Genomic DNA, 19,294 nt, shown 5'->3' with positions numbered 1-19,294 from the left:
GCTTTTTCGGGGAGAGTGACTTTCGCCAATATGCCTAAAGAACTGGATGTAGCCAAACGCGCTAAAGTGATTGAGTGGCTAAAAACCGAAGTACTTGACCAAGTGTCTCGATTGTTCAAAGCCTTATGGGAAGGCAGTACTTCCCGGATCGGAGACAGTCTAGCCAGTCTGATGATGAGTAGTTACATATTGGGCCGCAGGCTCGGTATTCCTTTCAAGGATCTGGATGCACTGCTTGTGGAAAAGTTGAAAAAGCACAAATCGGAAGGTCACCAATTGGAAGATTGGTACCAAGACATATCCGCGCTTGAAGATCATATGCGTAAGAGGTGAATTTGTTGAATTTTAGCTTTAAATCAGTTATTTGGAGCGTTGTATTTCTGCTCTTGTTACTATCGCTTATAACGCCTTTATCGGTGCTCACAGTATTTTTCATGCTCGTACCAGGTGTGATTCTGTATGCGTACCTATCTGTTAAATCGTTTGTTGTGCATCTCATCCCAGTCGCCATAATATTATTCATGATTGAACCGTTGTATCTCCTATTCTTAGTTGTGTTTACGGTGCCAGCAATCATTATGGGTAATGCAATCAAGAAAGGGAAGTCAGCCCTGTATACTTTCTTGGTGGGTACTGGTGCAATATTAGCTGAATATTTGTTGATGTTGCTGATCGGGAGCGTTCTGTTCCAGTTCAACCTGTATGAGTACATTGAGAATATGGTGAAACTTGCTACGGAGCCACTGACTGCTTCGGATGGACTGGTCAATGGATTCGTATGGACGCCTGAAATGACGGAAGATGTGGCTAGACGAACGCAGCTCTTAATTCCGTTCGCTCTTGTAGTGACTGCACTTGTGATGTCGCTCATTACACATCTCATTGCACGTCCAATTCTGAATGTCATGGGTGTAAGTGTAGCTAATTTCCCACCAGCGCGTGAATGGCGTATGCCGCGTGCCTTGATATGGTATTACTTCCTTGCACTGATCTTCACGCTCATGTCTAGCGAGAATGATGGGTCGTATTGGTCGATGATTGCGGCCAACTTGTCGCCACTCATTAATCTTGGCTTCATGATTCAAGCGATCGGCTTCTTCTTCTTCCTGTCACATGCGAAAAAGTGGAATCCAGTTATACCGTATTTACTTGCGGCTGCGGTCTTCTTCATTGGTCCGCTACGAATTATCGGAGTTATTGATCTGGTGTTCCCGCTTCGCGAAGCAATAACGAAACCAAAACGTTAGGGTGATGAGTCTTGCCTAAATTTCTGAAGAAACGCTGGCACGGCTACTATACCGTATGGGCGTTCATAATGCTGCTACTGCTAGTTATGTTGGTGACCATTTATAACTGGACGCTTGGTTTGGTTAGTCTACTTCTGGCTTCGGCGCTGGGGATCGTCATGATTAAGGCGGAGCTAGCGTTCCGCCGAGAATTGAATGACTACATTAATGGACTGTCTATTCGGATCAAACGAATGGAAGGCGAAGCCGTAGGTATGCTTCCATTCGGCATTGTGTTGTACAGTGAGGATCGTACGGTAGAGTGGCATAATCGCTTCATTGCAGATATGTTCCATGAGAAAACGATGGTAGGTAATCCCCTCCCAAACTTGTTTCCCAATCTTCCTCAGCCAAAAGAGAAGAAGGATGGAAGCAAGGAACTAACGAGGGAACTCCATGACGAATTCCAGTTGGATGATCGGTATTACGGCGTAATTCATAATCCGCAGGAGCGGTATGTGTATGTCTACGAAATAACAGAGCTCGCTATTCTTCGTGATAAATATGAAAATGAACGTATGGCACTGGGTATCCTGGTGCTCGATAATCTTGATGAAGCAGCGCAAGGCATGGATGATCAGCAGCGCACTGCGTTAATCGCTCGTGTAACAAGCGAGATCACATCCTGGGCTAAGCGTTATGAAGTATATTTGCGGCGCTTGTCCTCGGATCGGTATCTTATGATGCTAAACTATAAGTCGTTGCAAGAATTGGAGCAAAGCCGGTTTGTTATTTTGGATGAAGTCCGTGAAATGACTGCTGACCTCAAAGTTCCCATGACGCTTAGTATCGGTCTTGCGTTTGGATCGGATAGCATTGGAGAAATGGGAGAGCTTGCTCAATCGAGTCTTGATATGGCACTTGGTCGCGGTGGTGATCAGGCCGCTGTGAAGTCCGGACAGCGCTTGTCCTTCTATGGTGGTAAATCGAATGCTGTTGAGAAACGCACACGAGTAAGGGCTAGGGTCATTGCTCATGCACTGCGTGATCTGATGCAAGAGAGTGACCGTGTGCTTGTTATGGGGCATAAAATGCCGGATATGGATGCAATCGGTGCATCCATTGGTGTATGGAAGGCAGCTAGTTTATATAATGTGGAAGCACGGATTGTCCTGGACGGACCGAATCCATCCATTGAACGCATGATGGAGCAAGTGAACAAGGATGAGAAGCTGTCCAAAGCATTTGTATCGCCTGAACAAGCAACACAGATGATGACCGAGCATACGTTGCTTGTCGTTGTGGATACGCACAAAGCTTCGATGACGATGGAGCCGAAACTAGTGCAAGCAGCTACGCGTGTGGTGGTTGTAGATCATCATCGCCGCGGAGAAGAATTTATTAATGATGCGGTACTCATCTATTTGGAGCCATATGCTTCATCGGCTGCGGAACTAGTGACTGAGCTGTTACAATATATTCATGACAAGGTACAATTCACGCCACTTGAAGCAACAGCACTGTTAGCTGGAATTACTGTGGACACAAAGCATTTTGCATTGCATACAGGTTCACGTACATTCGAGGCAGCAGGCTTTTTACGTCGAAGTGGTGCAGACACCATCATGATCCAACGTTTGATGAAAGAGGATCTGTCAGAATATATTGCTAAGGCAGAAATCATAAAGCATGCTAAAATGGTATACGGGAACATTGCGCTGGCGGTCACCGACCCTGGCAGCAAGATCTCACAGATGATGATCGCCCAAGTGGCGGACACATTGCTTAATATGACCGACGTTGTTGCATCGTTTGTGATCAGTGAGCGGCCGGATGGGTTAATTGGCATCAGTGCTAGATCGCTGGGACGAATGAATGTACAGGTCGTAATGGAGAAACTTGGCGGTGGCGGACATTTAACGAATGCTGCTGTACAGCTGGAAGGTACGTTGGGAGAGGCAGAAAAACGGCTGATGAACGTACTTGCTGAAATCGAAAAGGAAGAGGGGCTGTTCGAATGAAGGTCATTTTTATAAAAGATATGAAGGGTCAAGGCAAGAAAGGGCAAGTGAAGGAAGTATCTGAAGGTTATGCTCAGAACTTCTTGTTACCACGGGGAATTGCTCGTCTAGCAACAGACGGAAACATGAAGACGCTGGACAACCAAAATGCGGCTGAAGAGAGACGCAAACAGGAAGAGAAGGCAGAAGCAGAAGCGTTAGGCAAAAAACTCGAATCAGAAGTGACGGAGCTTAAAGCGAAGTCCGGCGAAGGTGGCCGTCTGTTCGGTGCAATTACATCTAAACAGATCGCAGAAGCTCTTGCAGCTAAAGGTCTGAAAATCGATAAGCGTAAAATTGAGTTGGACGAGCCTATTCGTACTCTTGGTGTAACGCAAGTATCTGTCAAGATTCACCCTGAAGTGAAGGCAACCTTGAAGGTACAAGTAACGGAGGAATAAGATGGGCGGCGAAATGTTATTCGACCGGATTCCCCCACAGAACCTGGAAGCCGAACAGGCTGTGCTGGGTGCAATCCTGTTGCAGGGCGAAGCTCTGATTACAGCGATGGAACGGGTGCAAACCGAGGATTTCTATGACAAGCCCCATCAACTAATTTTTGAAGCGATGATTCAGCTGGGTGAGGGAAATCAACCGATTGACCTCGTGACACTGACTTCGCTTCTGAAGGACAAAGGCGAGCTGGAGGACATCGGCGGCGTCAGTTATCTAGCGAAGCTGGCTCATGGTGTACCTACAGCCGCGAACGTAGACTATTATGCGCAGATTATCGAAGAGAAATCGATGCTGCGACGCTTGATTCGTACAGCTACGCAAATTGTTAGCGAAGGCTATACTGGCGGTGAAGATGTTGCTGCGATGCTTGGTGAAGCAGAGCGACGCATTTTGGAGATCTCTAACCGCCGTTCCAGTAGCGGTTTTATCGCCATTCAGGATGTACTGATGGAGGTATTCGACAAAGTCGAGACGCTGCATCAAAACCGTGGAACCACGACGGGAATTCCGTCCGGATTTATCGATCTCGACAAAATGACCGCCGGATTCCAGCGTAGTGACTTGATTATTGTAGCCGCGCGTCCTTCGGTAGGTAAGACAGCCTTTGCCTTGAATATCGCTCAGAATGTAGGCATTCGGGCGCAAGAGACGGTAGCCATCTTCAGTCTGGAGATGTCAGCCGCACAGCTCGTACAACGGATGATCTGTGCGGAAGCCAACCTGGATGCGGGAGTTCTGCGTACGGGTGAATTCAAAGGTGATGAGGACTGGCAGAAGCTCACGATGGGCATCGCTGCGTTAAACGAAGCAGATATCTATATCGATGATACGCCAGGGATTACGGTGGCCGATATTCGTGCCAAATGCCGTCGTCTCAAAAAGGAAAAAGGCCTTGGCATGATTCTGATCGACTATTTGCAACTCATTAGTGGACGTGGTAAAGCAGGGGAGAACCGTCAACAAGAGGTATCCGAGATTTCACGTACATTGAAACAGATTGGCCGTGAACTTGAAGTTCCGGTTATTGCCTTGTCTCAGCTAAGCCGGGGCGTAGAGCAACGTCAGGATAAACGTCCGATGATGAGTGACTTGCGGGAATCAGGATCGATCGAGCAAGATGCTGACATCGTAGCTTTCCTGTACCGGGATGACTACTATAATCAGGAAACCGAGAAGAAAAATATTATCGAGATTATTATTGCTAAACAGCGTAATGGTCCGGTTGGTACGGTGGAATTAGTGTTCCTGAAGAACTTTAATAAATTCGTAAACTACGAGAGGGCACACAATGACGCCTTCGCCATGTAGTGCTTGAACACGCACGATAAGGAACCGGGGTTAGCCGTCAGACATGATTTGACTGGCTTCGCCGGTTTTTTGCGTCGAAATATAGCGTAAATTCCGAACATTATGGTTTTACTATATCTAATTGTTCGCTATTTGATTTGACTTTGAAAAAGGGTACTGGTACACTAATACTGCTGCGTTAAAGCAGCGAAAACCTTCCTTCGGATGTAAATTGAAGGAAATTTTCACTGTCCGTTAGCACGCTTCTCCGCCGGTGTTTGTCACTTAAATTCCTGCCGAGATAGAGGACGGACAGACCAATACAAAGGTGCGCAAGGCACCCACGGAGGTATGTACTATGTCAACGGTAGTTGTAGTGGGAACGCAATGGGGAGACGAAGGAAAAGGTAAGATTACGGACTATTTAGCAGAAACGGCAGACGTAGTTGCACGTTACCAAGGTGGTAACAATGCAGGGCACACGATTCTGATCGACAACAAAAAATATAAACTAACGATGATTCCATCGGGTATTTTCTACACGGATAAGGCATGTGTAATCGGTAACGGTATGGTAATCAATCCGAAGGCACTTATTGAAGAAATTAATTACATTCATGATAATGACTTCACAACGAAGAACCTGTCCATCAGTGAACGCGCACATATTATCCTGCCATACCACATGGTATTGGATGCACTAGAGGAAGAGAGCAAAGGTCCAAACAAAATCGGTACAACCGGTAAAGGTATTGGCCCAGCTTACATGGACAAATCAGCTCGAATCGGCATTCGGATGGTCGATCTGCTTGATGCGGAAGATTTCGAACTGAAGCTGCGTCATCTGGTTAAAGAGAAAAACCGCATCATCGAGCAGGTATACAACGGTCAACCTGTTGATGTGGAAGAGATTCTGAAAGATTATCTGGGATATGCAGAGATCCTGCGTCCTTACGTACGTGATACTTCTGTTGTGCTCAATGAATATATCGATGAGGACAAAAAAGTATTGTTTGAAGGCGCACAAGGCGTGATGCTTGATCTGGATCAAGGAACATATCCGTTCGTAACTTCATCCAATCCATCTGCAGGCGGCGTATGTATCGGTTCTGGTGTAGGTCCAGCCCGCATTCAGCAAGTTATTGGGGTAGCTAAGGCATACACAACGCGTGTAGGCGATGGCCCATTCCCAACAGAGCTGCATGATGCGATTGGTGACCAAATTCGCGAAACTGGACACGAGTACGGTACGGTAACTGGACGTCCGCGCCGTGTAGGTTGGTTCGACAGCGTTGTTGTTCGCCACGCTCGTCGTGTCAGCGGTATTACAGGGTTGTCCTTGAACTCACTGGACGTTATGACAGGTCTGGACACGGTTAAAATTTGCACAGGTTACAAATATCGCGGTGAGGTTATCACCCACTACCCTGCAAGCCTCAAAATGCTGGCAGAATGTGAAGCGGTATATGAAGAAATGCCAGGCTGGAGTGAGGATATCACTGGAGCGAAGAAGCTTGAAGATCTGCCTGTAAACACACAGAACTATGTAAAACGTGTATCTGAGCTCACGGGTATTCCAATTGCGATCTTCTCTGTTGGTCGTAACCGTGAACAAACGAATCAAGTACTTCCAATTTACGAATAAGCATTGTTGAAGCCTCAGTGGTCGCTAATTTAGCGATCACCGAGGTTTTTTTTCGTATACTCAACTAGCTATAATGGTCACATCCGATTATATTCCCCAGATTTCCGTCAATACTGATTAACAGTAGAGTGACAGACCCGGAGTGAAGCCAGATGAACGGGTGGGAAATTGGAGGGAGAGATCGGAAATGAAGCTGCTTCAATGGTTTGTAAAAATGGTACTTACCGTTGTGTTGGTCAGTTCACTGACCCTATTAACGACCGGACTAATCGTACAGTCTTACGCTAAATCGCTGCTTGCAAGTTTTAATATTCAGTGGGAGGGTCAGCCGCTAGGGATGGCAGCTATGTTTCAAGGTATGCTTGGTGGCAAGTCTGGAGAGGACAAGAAGACGGAGACAGAACCACCAGATCAGCCAGCAGGGGCAGAAGAAGAACAAGTGCCGGAAAATGCCACCTCGGTGATGGGGAATGGCACGGATGACGATTCAGCGAGCACAGAGCGTGATACTGAGGTGTCTCTAGGTGGCGACCAACCCAATGCATCAACTGGTTCCGGTTCTGGTGAGAGTAGTGGAAATGAGTCTAATTCAGATGAAAGTGCAGGCGTAGGTGGGACGACAGGCGGTTCTGTAGGTAGTACAGGAGATGGTGTCGCTTCCGGCAATGGAACAGGTGGAAGCTCTAATGGAACTGCCCCAACAGGTAATGATTCAATTGTTGTATCTCCAGATGACATTACAGGTGTGAAGGATAAGTTGCCGCTAGAGGAGAAGGAGAAAATTTTCAGCTTGCTGATGGCTAAGTTACCTCAGAAGGAAATGCAACAGATCTCCGGTGCTATGGAGGGTGGACTAACCGAGCAGGAATTACGTGATATAGAGCAGGTAATCTCGAAGTATCTGACCAGCGAAGAATATGATAATTTGATGGAAGTGCTGCAAGCAGAGTGATCAGTAAGATAGAACGGGGATGTTCCTCGTTTAATCTGAGATTTTCGCGGCAATTCTGCGAATATGAGCTGGCATATATAAGAAATGTAACAAGGTAAGTGCTCTAGTCATATAATCGAATGTAGTGTTTCATATTAAGACGCTATTTTATGGAATAGTGGAAGAAATTACTTGGCATAAATAGCCGTGAAGTTAAGGCATCCTATAGCAGGTTACTATACAAAATCCCTTATCAGAGTTCATCTGGCGAGGGATTTTCAGGTTGTGTTTTTATGAAAGAGAAGTCATATTTCGGTGGGTCTTAGAACCTAGTCATAAAAGTTGGTTGGAAGTACATAGTTTTCTTAATGTAAAGGCAAAAGATGAAGGCAGAAAGACCTGCCACCATATGGATAATACAGGAAAACCAGACGGGACGCGGCTTTGCGCTGTGATGGCTACAGTTGAAATGTGTGTAAAACCTGTGTTAAAGTATACGGGTGCGACAAAAGGTTAAAATTTTGACACTTTTACGAGCGCTGCTAAAGTCCTGATTTGCGGACACCCAGATAGATAGTTCAACAAACATGAGGCATACACGATGGGTGATGTCTTGACAGAAATGCGAGCCTAGAAGTGCTGAAAAGGAGAGAATCATGAAAGGTTTCAGAGGCATACGCCAACCGGGCAAAAACCGGGAACACGAACAATCCGGGGAACACCGGACGGCCGAAGACAAAAACAACATGAGCATGTCCAACTTCAGTGTTAAACAGAAGCGCGTTCAAGCCTCGCGCAAATGGATCATTACCACAGCATGTGGATTGTTTATTGCTGCATCGATCGGATTTGCAGGGAAACAGTATGTTGCAGCCAACACGGTTCCGTATTACAACGTGATCGTCAAAGGACAGGCTATTGGCAGCATTACAGATGAAGCGCAGTTACAACAACTATTTGCAGACAAAACAGAAGAATACCAAAATAAATATCCACAAGCGGAAATGGTTCTTAATACGGACGGCATTACCACTGAAACGGTAAAAGCATACAAACCGGACATAAACAGTGATGAAACGCTGAATAAACTCGATGATATGCTTACTGCTTACGCTAAAGGCGTGGAGCTGAAGGTCAACGGTGAAGTCATCGGCATTGTGAAGGATCAAGCAACAGCAGATGCGATTCTTGAACAAGTGCAGAGCAAATACATATCGGCATCGGCTGTGCGTAGCTCGCTCAAAACGAAGTCGGTATCGGCAAACTCTTCGAAGAAAGCCGAAGGGCCGAGTACAACCCTGAAATCCGTTGATATCAAAGAAGATGTGCAGACGGATGCAGTTAAAGCAGATCCAAACAAAATATGGGATGTCTCTGAGGCGGTTAAAGCATTAACGGTCGGTAAAGACGCGCCTGTAACCTATGTGGTACGAGAGGGAGACACCATCTCTTCTATTGCTGCCAAATACGAGCTTACTCAAAGCGAAATCCGTAAAAATAACCCTGGCATTAAAGAAACGTCTATGCAAATCGGAGACGAGCTTACACTGACGGTTCCAAAACCGGCGGTTACTGTGAAATCGGTCGAGCAAGTTGTTGAGCAGATCGAGATTAAACCCCAGGTTGAGGTACGTAAAAGTGCTGAGCTAAAAGCAGGGACAACTAAAGTGGTGCGTCCAGGTCAAAGCGGACTGAAAAACATGCAATACCGGATCACCAAAGAAAATGGCGAAGTCGTTCAAGAAGAGTGGTTAGGTCAGGAAGTTGTTAAGTCAGCAGTGACCGAAGTTGTTCTTAGTGGTACGAAAGTAGTCGGTGAAGGTACAGGTGAGTTCGCATGGCCTGTCTCCAGCGCAACGATGAGCAGCAGCTTCGGTGAACGTTGGGGCCGTCAGCACAAAGGTGTAGACCTCGTAGGGAACCGGGATGTAAAATCCTCGGATGAAGGTGTAGTAACGTTTGCAGGACAGAAGAGCGGTTATGGCAATGTTATTATCATTAACCATCGTAACGGGTACGAAACATTATACGGTCATCTGAACAGCATTGGTGTTAAGGTTGGACAAATCGTCGAAAAAGGCGAAAGCATCGGTGTAATGGGCAATACTGGACGTTCAACAGGGACACATCTGCACTTCGAGATTATTAAGAATGGTACAGCAGAGAATCCGATGACATACTTGAATTAGTCGTTATACAAGGAAAATTCCGCGATACGCTTGTATCAAAATGTGGATTTTCCTTGTCACAAAGGTCAGCTTAGGCTGGCCTTTTTTCTATGGAGCACTTCAGAACTGTAAAAAAATTTCATTTTCCCGCCAATCGATTGCCAATCGGGATGTGACGCTGGTTCAGGTATGATAAACTATATATGTTCAACCTAATAGATAGACAGCTAAGATGGACAACTAAGATTATAACTACCAATGATGACAGAACAACTTATATACAGAGATAGACCGCATATGCGGATCAAGCAGGATACAGGGGTGAATACAGTCGATGCAGGGGAAGATTTTGGTGGTGGACGATGAACAGCCTATTGCAGACATTCTGAAGTTTAATTTAGAAAAAGAGGGATATGAGGTCATCTGCGCTTTCGATGGAATTCGCGCTGTCGAACTGGCGTTAGCCGAGAAACCGGATCTCATGCTACTCGATCTGATGTTACCAGGCAAGGATGGAATGGATGTATGCCGTGAGGTGCGTGCACATCTGGAAATGCCGATCATTATGCTGACCGCGAAGGATGGCGAGATTGATAAGGTACTTGGCTTGGAGCTGGGTGCGGATGATTATGTAACGAAGCCTTTCAGCACGAGAGAGCTGCTTGCACGGGTGAAGGCACAGATGCGTAGAAGACAGAAGCCTGCTACTACGACGGAAGCGCAAGAGGATGAGAAGCAGATTATGCGGCTGTTCGACTTGGCGTTTGATATGGACATGTATACAGCGTACAAAGGCGGAGAGCCGCTGGATCTGACCCACCGTGAATATGAACTTCTCTATTACATGGCGAAGCATTCGGGCAAGGTGATGACACGGGAACATCTGTTACAGGCCGTATGGGGATATGAATATTTCGGGGATGTGCGTACTGTGGATGTAACGATCCGTCGTCTGCGTGAGAAGATTGAGGAGAATCCGAGCAAACCGGAGACGATTCTGACGCGCCGTGGATTAGGTTATCTGGTGCGTAATCCCAAAAGCGTGGGGATATAATGGGGCGATTCTCGCGATTTTCGTTCTTCCGAACGATTCAGGCGAAGCTAATTATCATATATGTGCTGCTGATTCTAATTGCGATGCAATTGATTGGCGTTTACTTTGTCAGTGCGATGAAGAATTCTCTTACAAGTAACTTCACCGAGGATCTACAGGCGAGAGCGGAGATGCTGTCGGTGCTAGTGGGAGAGACGATGGCTGGTGGCGAAGTGGAGGCTGGCGAGGACAAAACGGAAAATCTGCGCGTGCTGGTGAACAATCTGTTCAACATTAACGGGGCAGAGATTCAAGTGCTGGATGCCAGTGGTAAGGTGCTCACCACCTCGCTAAGCTCCCATTCGGACTATGTTGGACGCAAAAATACACAGACCGTTGTCAGCCGTGCGTTGCAGGGCATTCGAGATAATGAGGAATATATCGTTGATGAGGACAATGTCCGCAAAAAGGTGGTTGCCAAGCCGGTATTGTCCGGCGGCAAGATCATTGGTGCGGTATATATTGCCGCATCGATGAATGAGTTATATGCCACTATGGAGGGCATTAACAAGATTTTTATTTCGGGCATTCTCATTGCCCTTGTGTTAACAGCGGTGCTTGGCGTCATTCTATCTCATACGATTACACAACCGATTAAGGAAGTGACGAGGCGGGCAACGGCGGTGGCTGAAGGGAACTTCGACCAACAGACCCCTGTATTCGGCACAGATGAGATCGGCCAGCTCAGCCGCGCATTTAACTATATGACCAGCCGCCTGCGTGACGCACTCTCTCAGAACGAAGAGGAGAAAGAGAAGCTGACCTCCATTCTGACTAACATGAGTGACGGTGTAGTTGCGACAGACGAGTATGGCAAAGTCATTCTGGTCAATCGCCGTGCAAGTAGCATTCTGGGAATGCGTCCGGCAGATATTGAGGGCAGGCACTTCGCAGTGTTGCTCGGTATCGATCCTGAGGACGCGGAAGCACTGGCGAGTGGCTTCACAGGTTCGACCCTGTTGCAGATCGCTCCTGCGGGTCAGGAGGAGCCTGTCGTGATTCGTATGACGTTTACTCCTGTTCATAGACGTGAGTTAGGAATTACGGGAACGATTGCAGTACTCCAGGATGTCACCGAACAAGAAGAGCTGGAAGCGTCCCGGCGTGAATTCGTGGCGAATGTATCCCATGAACTGCGTACGCCGTTGACCACCATTAAAAGTTATGCCGAGGCGCTTGATGATGGTGCACTCGAAGATCCCCAGCTCGCGGGGCGCTTCGTTGGCGTTATCCAGAATGAGACGGAGCGTATGATCCGCCTTGTTACGGATCTGCTGCACCTGTCCAGACTGGATTCCAAAGAGGCTCTTCTGCGGAAACAACCTACCGACATTTTGGAGATGCTGGAGGAAGTGACAGATCGATTCTCATTCCAGATGCATCAAAAGGATATTCAGCCTGTGTTATCGGTGGAACGTGACCTTCCTGCGGTACCGCTGGATCGGGATCAGATCGATCAGGTGCTCGATAATGTCGTTTCCAATGCGCTGAAGTACACGCTTGAGGGTGGTACGATCACGATTGCAGCACGCAAAACGAATGATCAGACGCTCGCCATCTCGGTAACGGATACAGGCATGGGCATCCCACAGCGGGATTTGGATCGTATATTTGAACGGTTTTACCGTGTAGATAAGGCTCGTTCGCGTAGTATGGGTGGAACAGGACTCGGGTTATCCATTGCCCGGGAAATTGTAAAAGCCCATGACGGCAGTATTACGCTTGAATCGGAGCTGGACGTTGGCACGACCGTAACATTCACATTGCCGATGCGTGATGAAGGAGGTGAGCACCGTGAAGGAACGGATTAAATCACTGGTGCTTACCACACTCGTTGTTGCCAGCCTAGTACAGAGCTACTTTCTAATCTACCGTCTACCAGGCGGTGGGGATTCGGTTGTGACATCTGAAACGAACTATGTGAAGACCGAGAATATGGGTCAAGAGCGTAACATTGAGGAATTAATTTTTCCGGATCAGATGATTATTCATCTAGGTGAGGATAAACATACGGTGTTTTACCCAGGCAATACATTCTATCAATTGATCTTCTCACGACTGCAGGGACGCACGTTTGATGATTTTCAGCGGCGTAGTGTGCAGTCTGTGAACTGGGATCAGATTCGGAAGGACAACCCTGGCTTTGAGCTGTCTTTCAAGGAGGGTATTCCGGTGGCTTTGTTACAGCGCGTAATGCGACTAGGCACGGATTCCCTCTTTCAAGGAGAGACGATTAACCGAATTTCGATCTATACCGCCAAAAATGAAACCAAAGCGCATGCTCTATTCTTCAGCGCCAAGGGAGATGTCGTGTACGAGGCTACGCAGGCTGACCTAACGGTGCAGGATGTGCAGCAGCATGTGGACTTCGGCAGCAACTGGACGCCTTATACGCTGATGGATGGCCGTTATTACATTCCTTCTGAAGCTATCGAGACGATTGAGGCGAGTATGCCGACAAGCCAGTTTACGGTAGAGCAGATGCAGCGTAGCTTGTTCTTCGACCCTAGCATGACCCGGAATATCCGGGAAAAGGATGGGTCAGAGATCTACACGGATAGTAAACGCAGTTTGCAAGTGAAGCAGGATCAGCGATGGATTAGCTACACCGACCCAGCTGCACCACCTGCGGGACAGATTGATGCGGCCAAGGATGCCTTGTCCGCGGTGGATTTTGTCAACCAGCACGGGGGCTGGAAGGGACGGTCACGTCTAATGCTGGAGACAGCGGATAACAAAACACAGCTTCAGTTCCAGCAGTATTACGGCAGCTTTCCGATTATGGACTCGATGCAATTCCGCTTCGGTACGATCAATATGGAAATGCGGCAGGAGACCGTATCGAGCTATGAGCGTTCATTGGAGTATCTAAACGAAGGTACGGAGACGAAACAGTCGGTTAAGCTGCCTGGCGGGGACAAGCTGAAGGCACTCATTCAGAAGGTAGCTGGTGCAAACCGCGAGGTTGTAGATGTATATCCAGCGTATCGACCGTCTGCGATTGAGGATGGCCTTAAACTGATCCCGGTATGGGTGATTCGCTTCGGTAACGGTGAGGAAACGACGGTTTCTTGATGGTTCGTAGGGTGGAGCAGAGGGCTAACGAATCTGACACACCTTAAATGGCGGAATCAGCATAGGTAGCAAAATCTAACGAACCTCAGTGATGCTATTGTCGTAGAGTACCGGTGAAAATCGATAGAAGGTCTATAGATGCTAGAAATAACGTCTCTCCAATTCGTTAGATTACAAACTTGCGGAAAATAGAGCTAATAAGACGTGTGGAGTTCGTTAAGAAACAAGTATTTCATTCAGTGAGTTTTCAGACACGACCTAGTTAACTGATGGAGGTGAACGTTTTGGATTGGGGACGGGCGAAAAATGTATTAATCTATGCCTTTCTGCTGCTGAATCTAGTGTTGGGATATCAGATCTGGATGGATGCACGGGAGACGGCCGGAGCCAATCTGGACTTCACCTCGCTGGCGGATAATACACAGCAGGCAATGGAAGAGAAGGGGATTCAGGTGCTCGCACCTATCCCGAATGAAACACCGAAGCTACCGAAGCTGTCCTATGAATTCATAGAAGAGGACGAGGCAGGTATTCGTGTTGACCTGGAGCAGCCTGTAGACAGCAAGTTAATCTTCTCACAAAGTGAGCTGGAGGATGCGCTGCAAGATGAGATTCCGCAGATCGGCACGTACCGGCTGGATCAACTGATGGCGGAGGATGGGGCATTTGTCCTTCATCCATTGGTGGATAGCAAATGGCCGCTCTTCAATGTCAGTCTGGAGCTATTCTACAGCGACCAGAAGATTACAGGTTACCGTCAGACTCCGGTGAAGATTACGACAGCGGAGGAGAGCGAGCAGCAGGTGCTTCCGGCGTCGAAGGCGCTGGGTACGCTGATCGAGAACTTTTTGCCCAACGATTCCATTGTCAAAGATATTCAGCTTGGCTATTATGGCCAGTTGTTCAATTCAGATCTACAAGTTGCGATGCCGGCATGGCGATTCGTGCTGGAAAGTGGCGAAGTGTTGTACGTGCAGGGCATCAGTGGGGATGTATTCAGTCCCAAGACAGATAAACCAGGGGAGTAATGAGTTATGGGGATTTATTTTACCGTATTGTCTAGTGGTTCTACAGGAAACGCCACAGTCATACAGCATGGAGGCACGTCACTTATGATTGATGCAGGCCTCAGTGCGAAGCGACTGGATGCACTGTTCCAGGAACGGGAGATCGCAGGAACAGAGCTGGACGGCATTCTGGTCACACATGAACATTCCGATCACATTAAAGGACTAGGCGCGATGTCTCGGAAATATAATTTACCAATCTATGCAAACACCAATACGTGGGCGGCGCTGGAGAAGTCGGTTGGGGCCATTCCGGAGGAGAACCGGCGGATCTTTGAAACGGGTGAGAAGCATGATTTTGGCTCGCTGCGCGTGGAGTCTTTCGGGATCTCACACGATGCAGCAGAACCTGTAGGGTACACGTTCGATGATGGCAGTGAGAAGCTGTCTGTTGCGACAGACCTGGGCTATATGAGCGACAAGGTTCGCGATGCCATCTCGAATTCTGACGTGCTTGTGCTCGAATCGAATCACGACGTCGAATTGCTGCGGATGGGACGTTATCCGTGGAATACGAAGCGCCGAATCTTAAGCGATATCGGGCATTTGTCGAATGAAGCAGCAGGGGCAGCACTCAGTGAATTGATGAATGGACGCATCAAGCGCACGTATCTTGCACATCTCAGCCGGGATCATAATATGATGGATCTGGCGAAAATGACCGTGCGCGATGCGATGGAGAGTCGTGGATGCTTCTATCGGGATCATGAGTTCAAACTCTGTGATACGTATTATGACCGTCCTACACCATGGGATAGGGTGGGTGAGCCATAAAGCTGTCTAGCTCAGCGGCTTTGCGCTCTACTTCTTCGCGGGTTAGGATGCCTTTGTCCACGAGCAGCTCAATGATGGTGCTTAGGGCTAATGTATTGCGGTAATGCTCTTCTTTGAGATCGGCTAGCTTGGCCGCCATATGAACCTCTTCCATGGCTGTGAGTGTACGTGTGCGTTCCATAAGCGAATCCTCCTTCTATGAACCTTCGAATTCTTTTCTTAAAATGAGAGTGCAATTAGGCAAATTGGTGTCAAGACGCCTGTGGGCATCCGTCGGTACCAAATGCCGACTTTGAACAACCTTTTTACTATTATTGTAGTCAGGCTGGTTGGAAAACATTCCTCTTTTTGCCGCTATAAATGAAAGAAGAGGGCGTGTATGCTGAAACAGTAGCCTATCGGATGAGAAAAAGTTTGCCTGAAAGGGTAAATTTGCGCTTAGCGAACGGGATTTTGTGGTGATAGATATAGTATGGATCTTTATCGATAGCTGCAAATTAGCGGAAATTTACGTTATTCTTCGTATTTATGCAACTTTTTCAGATATAACGTGTTTAGTATATAAGGAGCACTTGGAAATAGGCTGGAATGTGAGCGAACTGGTGAGTGTATTGGCATATCAAAAAAATGCGAGAGCGTGATTGATAAAGTCGCTGGCAGAATGGGAGATTCATTCTGTTATACATAGACGCTTCATTTCGTGTACTTGGGAGTGCAGCGATATGCAAAAGGATTTTGAAATACTAATGCAATAAAGCATGGGGAAAGAGCTGGTATGTACGCCACGTGCGTCACAGAGGACACAGAACGAAGCTGGAAAAGCGGAGCTCAGAGCTTTCTGAAAGGAAGCTGTATCCGGAGCATTAACACGCCTTCATCCCCGGATTTTTCCTTTACATAAGGGGCTCAAAGAAATCTGGGGATAACAGCGTTCGGAAGCTCATCTGTCGGCGGAGTGGGGTATGTGAGAACACCATCGTCGTCCCATGCGACAATGATCAGGCGGCAGTCAGGATCTTGATGCGTGACAACGAAGGGGAGAGGATCACGATGGGATTGTTCGGAGACGATTTTTATTCAACTAAAGTTTCAAGACGCGCCGAACCTGTGCAGAAGGGCAAACTTCAGATTCTCCGCCCAGGAGGGCGTGATCGGTGGCAGAATCCGCGCAAATCGCGCTCGGGTATTAGCTCCACGGTCAAAGTAGCCGTGATCAGTTCCGTGATCAGCTCCATCGTTACCGTTACCCTGTTTAGTTTCATCATGCAGCCAGCATCTGTACCGTTATCCAATGCGGCGATAGGCAATGGTGCAGGTGGCGGTGCGCCCTCGGCTCAAGCTGTTGACCCGTACGACCGGATCATTCAGGCAGCTGAGAAGGTGCGCCCTTCTGTGGTGAGCATTGTGAATCATAAAACGGGCAGCAGCCTATCTATGGAGGACTCGGCGCTAGGGTCAGGTGTCATTTTCAAGAAAGAAGAGGGCACAGCCTACATTATGACCAACCACCATGTGGTGGAAGGTGCGAGTGATCTTGAGATCGTAACGGTGGACGGCGAGACACATAAGGCGAAGCTGGTTGGCAAAGACCGGGTGAGCGATATTGCGGTGCTGTCGACAGAGGATAAAGGGCTGGGAGCTGTGGCGGAAATTGGCGATTCCAGCAAGCTTAAACGAGGTCAGACCGTACTTGCCATCGGTAACCCGCTTGGTCTAGGTGGTACACTTACATCCGGGATTGTGAGTTATACCGATCGCATTCTACCCGTGTCGATTAATCAGGATGGTGTGTACGACTGGGAGCAGAACGTTATTCAGACAGATGCAGCGATCAACGAAGGTAATAGCGGCGGAGCATTGGTCGATCTGAACGGGAAAGTGGTCGGCATTAACACGATGAAGATATCGGATACGGGCGTTGAAGGTCTGGGATTTGCTATTCCGATGAACGAAGTGATGAAAACCGTCGATTCGTTATTGCTTCACGGTAAAGTATCTCGTCCATACCTGGGCGTGTACACTGTCGATCTGAGCAATCCTTATGCTCCGTTGGATGACGAGCAGCGTAAGGATCTGAAACTACCATCCCACGTCGATAGTGGTGTGGTGGTGCTCGAAGCATCTGGGCCTGCATCGGAAGCGGGTATGAAGCTCAACGATGTCATTACTGAATTTGACGGGCAAAAAATTACCTCTACGCTCGATCTTCGTAAATATCTGTACGATAAGAAGAAAATCGGCGATACGATTGAGGTAACCTTCTATCGGGACGGCAAAGCCGAGAAGGTATCGGTGAAGCTGTCGGATAAACCGGAGTAAAACATATATCTAGCACATACTATGTTGAGATGGTGATAGGAAATAATAGAGAGAGCTGGTCAGGTTGCTGATCGGCTCTTTTTTTAACATTGTAGAAAATGTAAGTTACTCGGAGTTATTGCAAATTATCGGAGTTAGCACTCATTAAAAACCCTACTGTCATGGGTTATTATAGGTTGAAACCGAGATTTAATCAGAACGGATTGACGAGCAGAAGATGAAATCAGAATTAGGTATCTCACAATGAATGAGTAGAACAAGTGTCGATCAGAACTTATGAAATCTATACCGAAATGATGATGAGGTATCAATTACTTAATGGTTATTGGATCACTGCTGGGTACGCAAAAGGACTGATTTTTTATTACATGGGCAAGATTTGTGCTACTAGATTCATGGTTTTCACTGTTGATTTTGCTGTCGAAATGGCTCAATATTCCGGGACAGAGGTTACTCTTTTGACAAATGATCGGACAGGATCAGAGCCTAAGACTCAGTTACATTAGACCTTTGCTATGATAAACTGTTGTCAATGTGTTCGTGATGCACGGGTGTGCAAGTAACAGGTCTTTGACGATCTGGATGTTCTAAACTATAGAAGAGGGGTTATTCAATTATGAAACGTACAATGAAAGGGATGCTAGGGGGAACGGCTCTACTCGTGTCGCTGTCTCTCTTATCTGCCTGCACTTCGAAGGAAGCTACACCGGGGGCTGTGGATGCAAGTGGGTTGGAGGATAAGATTGCAGGTCTAGAGCAGCGGCTTGCGGAGCAGGTTCAGAAGAGCGGGGAGCAGGATAATAAGATTGCGGAGCTGGAGAAAAAGCTGAATGAGCTCAGTACGACGGTGTCCACTGCGACTGAAACCGGAGGGACGGCTACAGGCGCACCTACTAATAATGGATCGGCAGGAAAGGGCGATGGGGTGCTCATTACCTTTGCTCAATACGAAAAGCTTGAAGTGGGTATGACGGTGGAGGAAGTGATCGCGATCCTCGGCGGCGAAGGTGAAGCGTTGAGTGAAGCCGAGAATATGGTTGTCTACAACTATAAAGGTACCGGAGATACGGGAGCGAATGCGGTTATTGCTTTTCAAAGTGGCAAATTGCTGACAAAGGCTCAATCTGGGCTGCAATAATAGAAAATGGGTTTATGAAGGGAACCAATCAGGATATTCTGGTTGGTTTTTTTGT

The 19,294-nt window shown here is 47.5% G+C and carries 16 protein-coding genes; 15 read left to right on the top strand and 1 reads right to left on the bottom strand.

All coding sequences use genetic code 11. From position 1 onward, the window contains the following. Window positions 1–30 precede the first annotated feature (30 nt). The 13 genes from DMB88_RS29895 to DMB88_RS29835 all read left to right on the top strand — a co-directional run bounded on the left by DMB88_RS29895 (window position 31) and on the right by DMB88_RS29835 (window position 15,782). Complete coding sequence (locus DMB88_RS29895) at window positions 31–333, top strand: MazG-like family protein (RefSeq protein ID WP_056697513.1); 303 nt, start codon at window positions 31–33, stop codon at window positions 331–333. A 5-nt stretch (window positions 334–338) separates the two neighbouring features. Beyond that, on the top strand, window positions 339–1,247 hold the full coding sequence (locus DMB88_RS29890) for a DUF2232 domain-containing protein (RefSeq protein ID WP_128104217.1): 909 nt from the start codon (window positions 339–341) through the stop codon (window positions 1,245–1,247). Window positions 1,248–1,258: 11 nt separating this feature from the next. Continuing rightward, window positions 1,259–3,247, top strand: a complete 1,989-nt coding sequence (locus tag DMB88_RS29885) for a DHH family phosphoesterase (protein ID WP_128104216.1) — start codon at window positions 1,259–1,261, stop codon at window positions 3,245–3,247. Then, window positions 3,244–3,687, top strand: coding sequence for a 50S ribosomal protein L9 (gene rplI / locus DMB88_RS29880; RefSeq protein ID WP_128104215.1), 444 nt, complete (start codon window positions 3,244–3,246; stop codon window positions 3,685–3,687). Before DMB88_RS29885 ends, rplI begins: the two co-directional genes overlap by 4 nt. A 1-nt stretch (window position 3,688) precedes the next feature. Then, a complete protein-coding gene (gene dnaB, locus DMB88_RS29875) occupies window positions 3,689–5,050 on the top strand; it encodes a replicative DNA helicase (RefSeq protein ID WP_128104214.1) in 1,362 nt (453 codons plus the stop codon). 337 nt (window positions 5,051–5,387) lie between these two features. After that, on the top strand, window positions 5,388–6,674 hold the full coding sequence (locus DMB88_RS29870) for an adenylosuccinate synthase (protein WP_128104213.1): 1,287 nt from the start codon (window positions 5,388–5,390) through the stop codon (window positions 6,672–6,674). Window positions 6,675–6,861: 187 nt separating this feature from the next. Beyond that, window positions 6,862–7,626: a hypothetical protein gene (locus DMB88_RS29865; RefSeq protein WP_128104212.1), complete on the top strand. Its 765-nt coding sequence runs from the start codon at window positions 6,862–6,864 to the stop codon at window positions 7,624–7,626. Between the two features lie 635 nt (window positions 7,627–8,261). Beyond that, on the top strand, window positions 8,262–9,794 hold the full coding sequence (locus tag DMB88_RS29860; protein ID WP_128104211.1) for a M23 family metallopeptidase: 1,533 nt from the start codon (window positions 8,262–8,264) through the stop codon (window positions 9,792–9,794). A gap of 313 nt (window positions 9,795–10,107) precedes the next feature. Beyond that, on the top strand, window positions 10,108–10,827 hold the full coding sequence (yycF, locus tag DMB88_RS29855) for a response regulator YycF (RefSeq protein ID WP_128104210.1): 720 nt from the start codon (window positions 10,108–10,110) through the stop codon (window positions 10,825–10,827). Beyond that, the gene (walK, locus tag DMB88_RS29850) at window positions 10,827–12,677 is read left to right on the top strand and encodes a cell wall metabolism sensor histidine kinase WalK (RefSeq protein ID WP_128104209.1); all 1,851 of its coding nucleotides are present in this window, start codon (window positions 10,827–10,829) and stop codon (window positions 12,675–12,677) included. Before yycF ends, walK begins: the two co-directional genes overlap by 1 nt. Next, window positions 12,661–13,941 carry a YycH family regulatory protein gene (yycH, locus tag DMB88_RS29845; RefSeq protein WP_056697497.1) on the top strand — a complete coding sequence of 427 codons (1,281 nt, stop codon included), beginning with the start codon at window positions 12,661–12,663 and terminating at the stop codon, window positions 13,939–13,941. The genes walK and yycH overlap by 17 nt, the downstream gene beginning before the upstream one ends. A 284-nt stretch (window positions 13,942–14,225) precedes the next feature. Continuing rightward, complete coding sequence (yycI, locus tag DMB88_RS29840; protein WP_128104208.1) at window positions 14,226–14,969, top strand: two-component system regulatory protein YycI; 744 nt, start codon at window positions 14,226–14,228, stop codon at window positions 14,967–14,969. Window positions 14,970–14,975: 6 nt separating this feature from the next. After that, a complete protein-coding gene (locus DMB88_RS29835) occupies window positions 14,976–15,782 on the top strand; it encodes an MBL fold metallo-hydrolase (RefSeq protein ID WP_056697493.1) in 807 nt (268 codons plus the stop codon). On the opposite strand, the gene DMB88_RS29830 is transcribed toward DMB88_RS29835, so the two are convergent. Next, window positions 15,751–15,963: a hypothetical protein gene (locus DMB88_RS29830; protein WP_056697491.1), complete on the bottom strand. Its 213-nt coding sequence runs from the start codon at window positions 15,961–15,963 to the stop codon at window positions 15,751–15,753. The two genes, DMB88_RS29835 and DMB88_RS29830, sit on opposite strands and share 32 nt — an antisense overlap. An 869-nt stretch (window positions 15,964–16,832) precedes the next feature. Between DMB88_RS29830 and DMB88_RS29825 the strand changes: the two genes are divergently transcribed. Both DMB88_RS29825 and DMB88_RS29820 read left to right on the top strand, forming a co-directional pair. Then, window positions 16,833–18,101, top strand: a complete 1,269-nt coding sequence (locus tag DMB88_RS29825; protein ID WP_128104207.1) for a S1C family serine protease — start codon at window positions 16,833–16,835, stop codon at window positions 18,099–18,101. Window positions 18,102–18,717: 616 nt separating this feature from the next. Beyond that, window positions 18,718–19,239, top strand: coding sequence for a hypothetical protein (locus tag DMB88_RS29820; RefSeq protein WP_128104206.1), 522 nt, complete (start codon window positions 18,718–18,720; stop codon window positions 19,237–19,239). Window positions 19,240–19,294: the final 55 nt, after the last annotated feature.

This window comes from Paenibacillus sp. DCT19 (assembly GCF_003268635.1).
Classification (GTDB): domain Bacteria; phylum Bacillota; class Bacilli; order Paenibacillales; family Paenibacillaceae; genus Paenibacillus.
Note: the sequence above shows the minus strand (reverse complement) of the source record. Positions and strands in the feature narration are given on the sequence as shown.